We start from the raw sequence: 13,867 nt of genomic DNA on the forward strand, positions 1-13,867 counted from the left end.
ATGTTTGGAGAAAGGATACCTAACTCTTACACAATATAAATTTTTTTGAAATTATGGAAAATTTAGTGTATAAATAACTAAATTAAACACATAATAATTGTGTAAAGAATTCCAGTATTAGTATTTCTCAAAAATAAAAAAATATTACTGGAATTTGAAATTTCCAGTAATATAAATTATAAAAAATCTTATTTACACAAATCTATAGACATTCTCGAATTCTTCCCATACATCATTATTTAACTTAATAAAATACTTAGTACCATCTCTTCTTCTAACATATCCTTCTTCATCCATATAAATATAATGACTTTCATCCCAGTCTACTTTTCTTACCTTATATCCTTCCTTTAATTTAGTTATAGCATCTCCAAATGTCATTTTAGGTTTTTCTACCGGTAATGTTCCTTCATATTTTTCATCATAGTTTTCCTTAAAACATTCAATAGAACAAAATACTAGACCTCTATCAACTAAATGACAATAATTATATTCTAATTCAAATCCACACATACAACATTTCATAAATGCCTACCTCCTATAAATTAAATTAATCTCATAATATTATCATTTGTATACGCAAGAGATACAAAATACTATCAAAGTCTAGATTAAAAAGGTTGTTTAATAGGGTAAAAATACCATCACTAATATATATTTTATTATATGTTTTAGGACAAATGTTTGTGTACAAACTGAATTGATATATATTTATCAATGATTTCCATGTTTTTATAATGGTACATCTTATAAATTAAAATTTGATATAAAAATATATATTTTATTTATAAGGTATGATAAAATATATAATATCATTTTATATTAAAAAGAATTTTTATATTTAAAAACTAAGGAGAATAATATGAGACGAGTAGACTTAATGAGCAAAACTACGACTTTAGTTACTATGCTAAGTATTGTATACGCTCTTATAGACATGAAGATAATATTTTTGGCGCCTATATTAACAATATCTATACCTTATAGATTTATGAAATATAAAGAAGAAGGAAAGCATACTGAAAATAGAAAAATATTAAATAACTTATTTTTATTCAACTTAATTGTGTTTATAGGAGTAACAGCTATAACTAATAGGATGAGCACAGACATATTTGAGATTATAGTAAATATAATAATCACATTTATTTATTTTAAAGTATTATCTATGATAGATAAGAAAAGGGAAACATTATATAATAATCCTCAAATGGTATATGATAAAATAAATGAAAAGATAAATGCATTAGAGATGATGTATGAACAAACTGAAGAAGGTATGAGAAATGCTGAAACAGAAAAGGCTAGAAATTCAATGGAAGCAAAGTTAAATGCCATAAGATATAAAATAGATGAATTAAAAAGACAATCAGAGCTTATTAAAGCTCAAATAGAATCTAAAAATAACAATAAAAATATGAACTAATAAAAATTTTAGAATCTTTATCTATAAAATGAGGAGTATCTTATAAGATACTCCTCATTTTATAGGTAAAGAATTTAAACTTAAATTGTTTTTAGGTGCAAATATTGAAGTTATATTATCAGAAATGTATTGATATCTTATAAATGGTTGATTAGATATATTTTTATCCATTATAGGTTTGCTCCAATTCATTCCATAATCACATGATTTACAAATGTACAAATCAAAGTATTCAACCCACTGTATATATATAGTAGAATTTTCTTTTATTATACTTGGAAATAAGCACATAACATCTTTACTTATAATAGACTCTTGATTTATTTTCAAAAAATTATTTTCTAAACTGATATTGACATATTTGCAATAATATTTGTTATCGTGGTTTTCTGAAAATACTATATGATAGTTACTGTTTTCATCTTGTAAAACAGATAAATATATTTTATTCTTATTTGATTTAGTAATTTGAATAGGCTTAGACCAAGAACGAGAATTTAAATTAAAGGTAGATACAAATAATTCTTCAAATTTATCGACTAGCTTAAAGTAAAATATAATAGGTCTGTTATTTGAGTAGGCTACAACGAAGTTACTAAGAATATTATAGTCTATAAAATCTATTGTATTTTTTACATAAATATTATCATCTTCATATATATGAATTAGATTTGCTAAAAGAGGTATACTTTTGTTTATTGAGTAATATATAGTATGTTTTATATTAGATATGTGTTTTGTATATGGAAACTTTACTATAAAGTTTTTATAATCATATTTTATCATAGTATGTTTATCGATATTATCTTCTTCTATATTTAAGTTTAATATTTTTCCTTTTTTATCATTGATGATTCCATAGATATTGTCTTTTTCATTTGTATCTAGCCATATATCTACAAAGGAATAGTCCCCAGTAAATAAAATTTTAGGTAGTAAAATATCATTTTTATTATTTATTTTAGTTAATACTATATCTTTATCTATGTCAAAGTAATATAAGTCGTTGTTATTTTTTTTTATTACTATATTTGTTTTATCTATAAAAGACATAACTATCCTCCTAAAAATCTTTATACTAATATTTATATTAAAATATGCAAATTTATACATATATTAGTAAAAATTATTAAATAGAGAATCTAAATTAGTAACATGTATCTTATAAAATCATATATTTTATTAAGAAGAGAATATAATCTTTTCAAAATAAATACAGGAGAGGATAGAAGGCATGAGTGAAATAAAAGACAATAAAGATATAGAAGAAGTTAAAGAGTCTGAGGCGAGATACAATAAACCTTGTAAACCAGACAATTTATGCTGCACATGCAAAGATGGCCCAACGGTTGTAAAAAATGAAAGCCAATGTAAAGAACAATGTTGCAAACCAAAAACTGTTAGATGTCCAGATATAAGAGAAGCAAAATGCATACCTGCATTAATAGATAGAATATATGACTATGTACATTTAGATAATGAACAAACAAGATGTGCTAAAGATAAAACATTTGAAATAATATGGGCAGGTACTAATGATAGAGCTAATTTAATAGGAAAAGATATATGTATAAAAACTATAACTTTGAAATATGATTGCCTAGGAATAGATGCGGCAGAGATACCAACTGAAATAGGTCTTAATCAGACTATAACACTAGTAAGTGATCTATGTTCAGCATGTAGAACTTCTGGATGTGAAAATATATATACTGAATATAGTGGAAGTATAACTTGTGGTGAAGGAACTGGTTGTTGTGAAAATGGTAGGGCTAGAAAAATATGTCAAGCAGATATAACTCCAGATTCTTGTAATTTGTATATTATAGTAGATGGTACTGCAGGATGTATACCTTTTAGAGCTCAATATCTTGTAGATGGCTTAACTGATAGTGTGATGGGATTAGGATTTAAAGATGTTGATTTCTTTGGTCAAGTATGTTTACCAGATGATAGAAGGAAAGTAAATTTAAGATCAATGTTTGATGTTTGTGTATCAGTACCATGTGTAGCACCTAAATCTACTATAGAATTAAACGAAAGTGCAGGCGAATATGAATTTACAGCTAATATATTTGCATCACTTTTAGTAACTGAAAAATTATACGTAGTAGTTAAAGATGAAGTTGCAGTTTATACAACACCTAACACATTAGTAGCTACTAATGGAGGGTTTACATCAAACTGTGAAGCATAATGATAATATGTAGGTATAAGGCTCATTAAAAAATGAGCCTTATATTTATGTAATAAAATAGCATTAATAAACATATATATAATGAGGATAATTTTAGCTATAAAAGTTAGTTGTAAAGGAGTGTGTATAAATGCAGAGAAATTACAATAATAGATCAATAGAAAAGATACTTAATACTATTAAAGAATTAGTAGATATATCTTCAAATAAGGAGAAAATTTCTGTTGATTTAGAAATTACAACTACAGATGGATACACTAATAAAATACAAATAAATAAAGAGAATAATAGCAACTTAGCAATTAAAAAGAACATAATAATGAATGATAACGTAGCAATATCAATGGATAATATAACTAAAGTTAAGATATTAAATAACAATGACAATCCTAATTTTAAGAAATTATTAATAAAAGAGATACAAGATAGTACTATAGATGAAGAAAATAACTATAGATATGATCCTAATACTGGATATTCTAGAGCTTTTTCAAATAAACTAAAAGACAAAAATATTGAGGATTACATAAGACGAAATTATAAAGATATAAAAAACATAAATTATTATGCAATAAAAAATGACAACCAAATAAATAGTATAGAAAATATAAAAAGTGAAGAGGTTCTAAAATATAATACAGATTTAGATGTAAATACTAAAAAATCATTAGAAAATATAGAGTTAGGTAAAAATAAAAAAAGCGTAGTAGAAAATATAACAAGTGAAAAAAAGAATGTAGTAAAAGATGTAAAAATAGAAAAGAAAAAAGTATTAACTTCTAATTGCGAAGAGGTTGAAGTTTCAAGACCTATAAAAACTAATAAAATAGGTGTATTGTCTAATATTAATACAAAAAATTGTAATGTAGTTACAAATCAATCAAAAACAAAGGTTGTAAAGGAATTAAATCCAAATAAATCAACATCAGTTATAGATGTAAAGCCTACTTATGTAGATAATGTAATAAAAAATATAGATATAAATCAACAAATAATAAAGCCAAAGACTGTAGAATTAATGATTATAGGACCTATGAATAATTATTTAAATAATGAAGAAATAAAAGATAAGCCTTTAAGAATGGATCCAACAGGGGATGGTTTTATAGGAGTTGTATTAGATGATGGAACATTTGAACCGCTTAAAGTAAGTTTAGAAACATTTACTATAATTCCTAATGAAGCTAAAAATATATTAGCTAATATTGAAAGTGAAAATATAGAAAATAAGGTAATTAATAATATTAATATAGAAAAAGATGAATTTGTAAACTCAATAAATGTTGCCTATGATAATAGTGTATCAAAATATAAAGAGGAATATATAAAACCACTAAATGATATTTTAAAAACAACAAAAACAATTGTAAATAATATAATTAATGAAGAAGATACTATTTCGGTAGTTACAAAGCAAGGAAGCGAATATATAAACAATATAAAAGATATTAAACATGATATTGTGTCAAATATATCAGGGATAGAAACTACTGAAGTTATTGAATCTATAGATATCTTAAAAGATTATGGAGAAGTTGTAGATGATGTTAAATTAAATAAAGATTGTGTAAATGCCGTAAATGACATATATGTTACAGAACAGAAATTTGCAAGTTGCATTAATGAAAAGATAAAAGGAAATTTAGAGTTTGTAAGAAACGGAATTATGTTGATTAACGATGATGGAGAATTAACTATCTATTCTACAAATAAAATAAGTTCTATAAATAAGTAATTAAAAATATTATAATAAGGGCATCATAAATATTTGATGTCTTTTTTTGTTATAAATAAATAGTTATATGTACATAATTTTAATAAAAATAGGAGGTGTATATTATGGCGCATATAACGGCTAAAAATGCTTATAAAAGCCTAGAAGAAAGAATAAATAAATTTCCACAAGGAGCTCCTCCTTCGAAAACTTTGTATCAAATTTTAAGTATATTATTTACAGAAGAAGAAGCAAGGTTAGTAGCTAAGCTTCCTATAAAAGCTTTTAGGTTAAAAAATGCAGCAAATATTTGGAATGTAAGTCAAAGTGAAGCATATAAAATATTAGATAATTTAGCTAAAAAAGCTTTGATACTTGATTTAGAAGATAATAAGGGGAAAAAATACATATTACCTCCTCCAATGGCTGGTTTTTTTGAGTTTTCAATGATGAGAACTAGACAGGACATAGATCAAAAACTTTTAGCAGAGCTTTATTATCAATATATAAATGAAGAAGAAGATTTTATAAAAGAACTATTCTATTCAACAGATACTAAGCTAGGAAGAGTATATGTTCAAGAAGAAGTATTAACTAATGAAAATGAAGTTACAATACTAGACTATGAAAGAGCAACGCATATAATAGAAGAATCAAAACATATCGGTATAAGTATGTGTTACTGTAGACATAGAATGAGTCACGTAGGAAAATCATGTGATGCTCCTATGGATATATGTATGACTTTTAACAATACAGCAAACTCTTTAATAAATAATAATTTTGCAAGAAGAGTAGATGCATCGGAGTGTAAAGAACTTCTTCACCAGGCTTATGAACACAACTTAGTTCAATGTGGAGAAAATGTAAGAAGTGGAGTAACATTTATATGTAATTGTTGCGGATGTTGTTGTGAAGCATTAGTAGCAGCAAAACGATTTGGAAATATGAATCCAGTTCAGACAACTAGTTTTATACCACAGATAAATTATGACTCTTGTATAAACTGTGGTAAGTGTATAAAGGTTTGTCCAATAGATGCTATAAGTAAATCAGTTGAAAATAACAAAGAAGTTGTAAAAATCGATGATGATAGATGTTTAGGGTGTGGAGTGTGCGTTAGAAATTGCCATAAAAAAAGCATTACACTTAGAAAACGTAAGGAAAAAATAATAACACCAGCAAATTCTGTTCATAGAGCAGTATTAATGGCTATTGAAAAAGGTCAGCTACAAAATCTTATATTTGATAATGAAGCTTTAACTAGCCATAGAGCTATGGGTGCAGTTTTATCTAGTATATTAAGTTTAGAACCAGCTAAAAGAGCCTTAGCTAATGAACAATTAAAGTCAACATATTTAGATAGACTACTTAGTATAAAAAAACCTGAACGAAAAAAGTCAAATTAATTGAAATGATATGATATTATAATAATATGAAAATATGTTAAGGTGGGAGAATATTTATGGATAAGTATGTAGCTTGGGTAAATGAAACTAAAATAAAAAATACAATAAAATCATTAGAAAATAATAATATGAAGGGTTATATTGCAAATAATAAAGATGAACTTATTAAAATAATAGATGAACTTACAAATGAAGGGGATACTGTTAGTTGTGGAGGATCTATGACATTATTTGAAGCAGGTGTTATAGATTATTTAAGAAGTAAAAGATTTAATTTTCTAGATAGATATGAAGAAAATCTAACTAAGGATGATTTAAAAGAGTTATACAGAAAGACTTTTAGTGCAGATGTATTTTTTACTAGTACTAATGCTATAACAGAAGATGGAGAATTATATAATGTAGATGGAAATGGAAATAGGGTAGCAGCCATGCTTTATGGACCAGACAAAGTTATAGTAGTAGTTGGAGTTAATAAAATAGTAAAAAATATCAATGAAGCTGTAGAGCGTAATAAAAGTATGTGTGCTCCTGCTAATGCTAAAAGACTAGATACTAATACACCATGTAAAATAAAAGGATATTGTATGGATTGTAGTAGTACAGATAGAATATGCTGTGAGTATACAGTTATAAAAAGACAAAGAACTGCAAATAGAATTCATGTAATATTTTTAAATGAAAATCTTGGTTATTAATAAAATAAAGGATATACTAAAATAAAGGTATATCCTTTTATACATCTAATATATATCATAAAGGTTAAGTTTTAAGGAGGTTTCATGAGAAAAGCAAAACTTATATACAACCCAAATTCAGGTGAAAAATCCATAGTAAATAGTTTAGATTTTATAATAAGTATATATCAAAAAAATAACATTACACTTATACCATATAGAATAGACAAAAATGAGTGTATAGATAAAGCCTTTTTAGATATAGATGATACATATGAGCATTTAATAATAGCAGGTGGAGATGGAACAATAGATATAATAATAAATGCTATGAAAAATTTAAATATAAACCTACCAGTTGGAATACTTCCTGTTGGTACAGCTAATGATTTTGCGCACTCTCTTGGATTAGAATTTGATATAAAAAAAGCAGTAGATAATATTATAAATTCTAATCCAAGAAATTTTGATATAGGAAAAATAAATGATAAGTATTTTATAAATGTAGCAAGTGCAGGTATGTTTACGGATGTATCTCAAAAAATAAATCCTGATTTTAAAAATTATATGGGAAAAGTAGCATATTATATAGCTGGGATAGAGGAAACGCTTCATCTTAGAGCGTTTAATATAAAAGTAAAATCTGATGAAGTAGAGTATAAAGGAAATATGTATCTTATGTTAGTTTTTAATGGAAAAACTGCAGGTAATTTAAATTTAGCATATAAAGCAAAACTAGATGATGGATATTTAGATGTAATTATTTTTAAAGATATGCCAATTCCAAAATCTATACCAGTATTTATAAATGTATTAAAGGGAGAACATTTAGATAATTTAAATGAGGATGATATATTATACTTTAAAACTAAGGAAATATATATTGAATGTGAGGATGGATTAACTACAGATATTGATGGTGAAAAGGGTCCAGATTTTCCATTAGATATAAAATGTATAGAAGGTGGATTAGAAATATTAGGTGTGGATTATAGTTAAATTAAATAAAAGAAAAAACCTACTAAAATATTAATTAGTAGGTTTTTATATATTAAATATTATTTTCCAGGTTTGAAAGAGCTCTTTAATGGTACAACTCTATTAAATACTAATTTATCATCTGTAGTATATTTTGTATCAACAGAGAAGAATCCATTTCTTACAAATTGGAACTTATCTAATGGTTTTGCATCTTTTATTTGAGTAGGCTCAGCAAATCCTTGTAATATTTCCATAGAGTTTGGATTTATTTGCTCTAAGAAGTGCTTTCCTTCATTTTCTGGAGCATCATCAAGTATTAATGGCTCATATAATCTAAATTCACAAGGAATAGCAGTATTTGCTTCTACCCAGTGTATAGTAGATTTTACTTTACGTCCTGTAAATCCTGAACCACTCTTAGTTTCTGGGTCGTAAGTACAATGTACTTCAACTACATTTCCGTCTTCATCTTTTATAACATCAGTACACTTAACAAAGTAAGCTCCCTTTAAACGAACTTCATTTCCTGGGAATAATCTGAAGTATTTCTTAATAGGTTCTTCCATAAAGTCTTCTTGTTCGATATATAATTCTCTACCAAATGGTACTAATCTAGTTCCTTTAGTTTCATCTTTTGCATTATTTTCAAGTTCAATCATTTCTGTTTGACCTTCTGGGTAGTTAGTTATAACTAACTTAAGTGGATTTAAAATACCCATAGCAAGAGGAGCTTTAGTTTGTAAGTCTTCTCTTACGAAGAAATCAAGCATTTGACTATCAACTTTTGAATCAGCTTTAGATACACCAATTTCTGAACAGAACTTACGTATAGCATCAGCAGTATATCCTCTACGTCTAAATCCTGATATAGTAGGCATACGAGGGTCATCCCATCCATCAGTAACTCCTTCATCAACAAGTTGCTTTAATTTTCTCTTACTCATAACAGTGTTTGTAAGGTTAAGTCTAGCAAACTCTATTTGTCTTGGAGTAGCTTCCATTTCACACTCTCTAACAACCCAATCATATAAAGGTCTTTGGTCTTCGAATTCTAAAGTACATATAGAGTGAGTTATTTTTTCTATAGCATCTTCTAGTGGATGAGCAAATGCATACATTGGGTATATACACCACTTATCTCCAGTATTGTGATGAGTAGAATGAGCGATTCTATATATTACAGGGTCTCTAAAGTTTATGTTAGGAGAAGACATATCTATTTTAGCTCTAAGTACTTTTTCTCCATCTTTAAATTCTCCGTTTTTCATTTTTTCAAATAGTTCTAAGTTTTCTTCAACCGATCTATTTCTGTAAGGACTTTCTTTACCTGGTTCAGTTAAAGTACCACGATATTCTCTCATTTCTTCAGAAGTTAAGTCACATACATAAGCTTTACCTTTTTTTATTAAAAGAACAGCTCTATTGTACATTTCTTCAAAGTAGTCAGATGCAAAGTATAGGTTGTCCCAATCAAATCCTAACCATTTAACATCTTCTTTTATAGAATTTACGTATTCTACATCTTCTTTTAATGGGTTTGTATCATCAAATCTTAAATTAACTTTTCCGTTAAATTCTTTCGCAAGTCCAAAATTTAAGCATATACTTTTGGCATGTCCGATATGTAAGTAACCATTTGGTTCAGGTGGAAAACGAGTTATAATGCTATCATGTTTTCCTGTTTCTAAATCATTTATAACAATGTTTTTTATAAAGTTAGATGAATTAGTTTCATTTGACATTATATAATACCTCTCAATTTATTAAATTTCTATATAGTACATAAAGGGTACTATAATACATATTATTAATTTTAATCTAAGATTAATAAAAAATAAAGACATAATTACTCTATATTAATAAGAAAATAGTTAACAAACACTATATTTAAGATTATTGTACAAATTTTAAAAAAATATGACTGTAAAATGAAAAAGGAAATAATATTTTAGGAAATAAATACCATTTACAACAAACGGTAACATTATTATAATAGAAAGTCAGTATAAATATATAATGGTTTAGAAAATATTAAAATAAAAAATAATATCATAATTATAGACTTACAAATAGAAATTAATAATCTATTTAATTTATGAATAAATACAACATAAATAAATAGGTTGTAATTTTATATATAATATGATATAATGAATTAGTTGTACTAAAAATCAAAGAGGGGGGAAGACTATGAAGAAGATATATATAGTTACTACATTTACAGGTACGCTTTTATCTTGCTTAATTAGAAATATAAGTAAAACCCCATACGCACATGTATCTATAGCTTTAAATGAATATTTAAGGCCTATGTATTCTTTTGGAAGATTAAATCCTAAAACACCAATATTTGCAGGATTTGTAGAAGAAAATATAAATGAAGGGTTATACGCTATAAGAACTAATACTATGTGTAGAGTGTACTCATTAATGGTAACAGAAAGACAGTATGAAAAGTTAAAAGAGAATATAGATAATGTTAGTATTAATAGAAAACAATATGTATATGATGTAAAAGCTCTTGTATACTTATCTGTAAATAAACCTAGAAAAAAAGACTATAAATATGTATGTTCTCACTTTGTGGCAGATATGCTAAAAAGAAGTGAGATAAATATATTAGATAAAGAGCCTCATCAAGTTAGGCCAAATGATTTTTATGATTTAAATGAGTTAGAGTTAGAATATGAAGGATTACTATCTAATTATTATGAAAAGGATAAAGTTCATAATATTGGAGACGTTGTAAAAATATAAAATAAACACCTCTTAAATACTTAAGGGGTGTTTATTTTTTTACAAAATATGTATATAATAGTAATAATAACTAATTGTGGGTGAAAGGAGTACAAAATGAAAAGATTCATACAGAGCTATGCAGTAGCAGCTATTATAGTAGCTATATATGCTTTTATTAAATTGCCAGTATTAAGACTAGATTTCTTATCTTTTATTTCAGTTTTAATAATATTCTTTGGGATAGCTGGGATATTAGATATGATGCTAGATAGAGGCGAGCATACATCTAAATTAGCAAAATATAACTTTGGAATAGCTATTGTATTAATAATTTTTAATATAGTAGCACCATTTATAACTTCATCACCAATATTACATGCAAAAGCATACAGAAACTTAATAGGTGAAGTTAAAGAAAGTAAATTTACAAAAGATGTAAGTCCTGTAAGTGTATCAGATATTCGTTTAGTTGACGAAGATATGGCTATGAGACTTGGAGATAAAAAAATTGGTGAAGATCCAGCCCTTGGAAGTGTTGCTAAACTTGGACAGTTTCATATACAAAATGTAAATGGAGAATTATACTGGGTTGCACCACTTGTACATAGAGATATAATAAAATGGATAACATCACTTGATGGTACTGATGGATATGTAATGGTATCGGCAAGTAATCCTCAAGATGTTAGATTAGTTCAAGAGATAGATAAAAAGCCGGTAAAAATAGTTTATCAACCAGAAGCATACTTCTTACAAGACCTTCATAGACATATGTATTTAAAAGGAATTGTAAATGCAGGTATGACAGATTTTACATTTGAAATAGATGATGATGGTAATCCATATTGGGTAACTACTTTATATGAACATAAAGTAGGATATAGTGGAGCAAATGCTATAGGAGTAGCTACTGTTAATGCATCAACTGGAGAAACTAAAAGATATTCTATAAAAGATGCTCCAAAATGGATTGATAGAATACAACCTGAATCATTTGTTGTAGATCAGATAAATGACTGGGGATTATATGTTAAAGGATTCTTAAACTCAGTTATATCGGAAGAAGGAGTACTTGTTGCAACAGAAGGTACATCTTTAGTATATGGAACTGATGGAAAAGCATATTGGTATACTGGAATAACTTCAGCAGGTGGAGATGAATCAACTATTGGATTTATGTTAGTTGATACACGTACTAAAGAAGCTAAGCTTTATAAACAGCCTGGAGCTACAGAAACAGCAGCAATGACTTCAGCTGAAGGTAAAGTACAAGAGAAAAACTATCAAGCTACTTTCCCTGTAATGTATAACATACTTGGAAAACCAACATATGTAATGTCATTAAAGGATAAAGCAGGTCTTGTTAAAATGGTTTCATTTGTATCAGTTGAAGATTATAGTGTATTAGGTCTTGGTGAAAACAAAGAAGAAGCTTTAAGAAACTATAGAGAAGCATTAGCATCAAAAGGTAATTCTATAAAGCTTGAAAATGATGAAACACAGCAAACTATAGAAGGTACTATAACAAGAATAAATCAAGATGTTCAAAGTGGTAATACATTCTATTATTTAACAATAGATACTGATACTTCAAGAATATTTAATGCAATGTCTAAAGTATCATCAGAGCTTCCTTTAACTCAAGTTGGAGATAAAGTTAAGTTATCTTATCAAAAAGAAGCAAAGGGATTAGTTGATATAAATGAATTTGATAATTTAAATATTTTAAATGTTGAAGTAGATACAACTAAACAATAATTAATTAAAAATCGCATTTTATATGCGATTTTTTTGTGTTTAAAGTTATTTATAGTATTAAAAAGTGTTTATAAATTTTAAGTGTAAGTAATATCAATATACTTATATTAACACAAAAAAGATTTTGAAATACTTAGCCAACGCAGTAGCTTAAGTGAAGCTAATTTTTTTATCAAAACTGTAAATTTTAAAGGACTAGTTTAATATATTGATACTATAACCAATAAATAATAACTTCGAGGAGATTTTGACATGATGGTAGGAGTAGAAAAAGAGATATTAATACTAGTTAGCAAGATTAGATGTATAACAGAATCACAAGTTGGAAAGTTTTTTGGGACAAGAAAAAGATATGCTAGAAAACCATTTAAAAAGACATTGAGAAAGATGTGTAATGAGTATACTTTAAGAAAATATCCTTGCAATCTAAATTACTCCGGGTATAGGGAGAATACTTATATATACTATTTAAATGGAAGTAAAATGTATAAAGGCAAAGAGCTACTTAAAGTAGTACTTGGTTCAGAGTTAGCCATAAAGCTTGAAACTGGAGGATATAAAGTAAGACGTTTTTATAGAAATGTTAAAGTAGATAACTTAACATATGATTTATTTGTAGAGTATGTGGACAATTATAATGATATAAAACAAATCTTAGTTGATATAAACTTAGATGAAAATTTCAATATATTTAAGTATGATAAGATTGAAGAAAAAATAGAAAAATCAACTATACCATTCTTTGAAGTTCCTAAAATATTAGTAGTAACTAAAAATAACAAAGATATAAAAGTCCCAGATAAATTAGATTTAGATATAGACTTTGTTGATATAAACTTAAGTAAACTTTTTAAGGTAATATAAGTTTCACTTTTAAATAGATAGGTAAAATTTCTAAAATAATAAAATCTATAATTATTCTTATAATAATAATTATAGATTTTATTATTTTAAAGATTAATTTAA

General features: G+C 26.3%; 12 protein-coding genes. 9 read left to right on the forward strand and 3 right to left on the reverse strand.

Translation table 11 applies throughout. The features are described from left to right. Window positions 1-192: 192 nt before the first annotated feature. Window positions 193-525, reverse strand: a complete 333-nt coding sequence (locus tag BN7997_RS06290; protein WP_071119994.1) for a Thoeris anti-defense Tad2 family protein — start codon at window positions 523-525, stop codon at window positions 193-195. A gap of 337 nt (window positions 526-862) precedes the next feature. Here BN7997_RS06290 and BN7997_RS06295 point away from each other — a divergent pair, with 337 nt between their 5' ends. After that, window positions 863-1,426, forward strand: a complete 564-nt coding sequence (locus BN7997_RS06295; protein WP_071119995.1) for a hypothetical protein — start codon at window positions 863-865, stop codon at window positions 1,424-1,426. A gap of 54 nt (window positions 1,427-1,480) precedes the next feature. Here BN7997_RS06295 and BN7997_RS06300 read toward each other — a convergent pair whose 3' ends face one another. After that, window positions 1,481-2,479, reverse strand: coding sequence for a hypothetical protein (locus BN7997_RS06300; RefSeq protein WP_071119996.1), 999 nt, complete (start codon window positions 2,477-2,479; stop codon window positions 1,481-1,483). 181 nt (window positions 2,480-2,660) lie between these two features. Between BN7997_RS06300 and BN7997_RS06305 the strand changes: the two genes are divergently transcribed. The 5 genes from BN7997_RS06305 (at window position 2,661) to BN7997_RS06325 (ending at window position 8,422) form a co-directional block, all read left to right on the forward strand. Next, window positions 2,661-3,623 carry a hypothetical protein gene (locus BN7997_RS06305; RefSeq protein ID WP_071119997.1) on the forward strand — a complete coding sequence of 321 codons (963 nt, stop codon included), beginning with the start codon at window positions 2,661-2,663 and terminating at the stop codon, window positions 3,621-3,623. A gap of 130 nt (window positions 3,624-3,753) precedes the next feature. After that, complete coding sequence (locus tag BN7997_RS06310) at window positions 3,754-5,358, forward strand: hypothetical protein (RefSeq protein WP_071119998.1); 1,605 nt, start codon at window positions 3,754-3,756, stop codon at window positions 5,356-5,358. A gap of 104 nt (window positions 5,359-5,462) precedes the next feature. Continuing rightward, window positions 5,463-6,746: a 4Fe-4S dicluster domain-containing protein gene (locus tag BN7997_RS06315; RefSeq protein WP_071119999.1), complete on the forward strand. Its 1,284-nt coding sequence runs from the start codon at window positions 5,463-5,465 to the stop codon at window positions 6,744-6,746. 56 nt (window positions 6,747-6,802) lie between these two features. Continuing rightward, on the forward strand, window positions 6,803-7,444 hold the full coding sequence (locus tag BN7997_RS06320; protein ID WP_071120000.1) for a lactate utilization protein: 642 nt from the start codon (window positions 6,803-6,805) through the stop codon (window positions 7,442-7,444). An 84-nt stretch (window positions 7,445-7,528) separates the two neighbouring features. Beyond that, entirely contained in the window at window positions 7,529-8,422 is an 894-nt protein-coding gene (locus BN7997_RS06325; RefSeq protein WP_071120001.1) for a YegS/Rv2252/BmrU family lipid kinase, read from the forward strand. A 59-nt stretch (window positions 8,423-8,481) separates the two neighbouring features. Here the strand turns inward: BN7997_RS06325 and BN7997_RS06330 are convergent, their stop codons facing one another. Further along, a complete protein-coding gene (locus BN7997_RS06330; protein ID WP_071120002.1) occupies window positions 8,482-10,146 on the reverse strand; it encodes a glutamine--tRNA ligase/YqeY domain fusion protein in 1,665 nt (554 codons plus the stop codon). A gap of 448 nt (window positions 10,147-10,594) precedes the next feature. On the opposite strand from BN7997_RS06330, the gene BN7997_RS06335 reads away from it, so the two are divergent. From BN7997_RS06335 to BN7997_RS06345, 3 genes are all read left to right on the forward strand, one after another. After that, complete coding sequence (locus BN7997_RS06335; RefSeq protein ID WP_071120003.1) at window positions 10,595-11,161, forward strand: hypothetical protein; 567 nt, start codon at window positions 10,595-10,597, stop codon at window positions 11,159-11,161. A 96-nt stretch (window positions 11,162-11,257) separates the two neighbouring features. Continuing rightward, a complete protein-coding gene (locus BN7997_RS06340) occupies window positions 11,258-12,901 on the forward strand; it encodes a hypothetical protein (RefSeq protein WP_071120004.1) in 1,644 nt (547 codons plus the stop codon). Between the two features lie 252 nt (window positions 12,902-13,153). Then, window positions 13,154-13,765, forward strand: a complete 612-nt coding sequence (locus BN7997_RS06345; protein ID WP_242873392.1) for a hypothetical protein — start codon at window positions 13,154-13,156, stop codon at window positions 13,763-13,765. The last annotated feature ends 102 nt before the right edge of the window (window positions 13,766-13,867 follow it).

The sequence above is a fragment of the Romboutsia timonensis genome, assembly GCF_900106845.1.
Lineage (GTDB): Bacteria > Bacillota > Clostridia > Peptostreptococcales > Peptostreptococcaceae > Romboutsia > Romboutsia timonensis.

What these genes read in the sequence shown, in the direction of transcription:
- BN7997_RS06300 (WP_071119996.1), bottom strand. Translation starts at nt 2,479, where the DNA reads ATGTCTTTTATAGATAAAACAAATATAGTAATAAAAAAAAATAACAAC.
- BN7997_RS06295 (WP_071119995.1), top strand. Translation starts at nt 863, where the DNA reads ATGAGACGAGTAGACTTAATGAGCAAAACTACGACTTTAGTTACTATG.
- BN7997_RS06330 (WP_071120002.1), bottom strand. Translation starts at nt 10,146, where the DNA reads ATGTCAAATGAAACTAATTCATCTAACTTTATAAAAAACATTGTTATA.
- BN7997_RS06315 (WP_071119999.1), top strand. Translation starts at nt 5,463, where the DNA reads ATGGCGCATATAACGGCTAAAAATGCTTATAAAAGCCTAGAAGAAAGA.
- BN7997_RS06305 (WP_071119997.1), top strand. Translation starts at nt 2,661, where the DNA reads ATGAGTGAAATAAAAGACAATAAAGATATAGAAGAAGTTAAAGAGTCT.
- BN7997_RS06340 (WP_071120004.1), top strand. Translation starts at nt 11,258, where the DNA reads ATGAAAAGATTCATACAGAGCTATGCAGTAGCAGCTATTATAGTAGCT.
- BN7997_RS06335 (WP_071120003.1), top strand. Translation starts at nt 10,595, where the DNA reads ATGAAGAAGATATATATAGTTACTACATTTACAGGTACGCTTTTATCT.
- BN7997_RS06290 (WP_071119994.1), bottom strand. Translation starts at nt 525, where the DNA reads ATGAAATGTTGTATGTGTGGATTTGAATTAGAATATAATTATTGTCAT.
- BN7997_RS06345 (WP_242873392.1), top strand. Translation starts at nt 13,154, where the DNA reads ATGATGGTAGGAGTAGAAAAAGAGATATTAATACTAGTTAGCAAGATT.
- BN7997_RS06320 (WP_071120000.1), top strand. Translation starts at nt 6,803, where the DNA reads ATGGATAAGTATGTAGCTTGGGTAAATGAAACTAAAATAAAAAATACA.
- BN7997_RS06325 (WP_071120001.1), top strand. Translation starts at nt 7,529, where the DNA reads ATGAGAAAAGCAAAACTTATATACAACCCAAATTCAGGTGAAAAATCC.
- BN7997_RS06310 (WP_071119998.1), top strand. Translation starts at nt 3,754, where the DNA reads ATGCAGAGAAATTACAATAATAGATCAATAGAAAAGATACTTAATACT.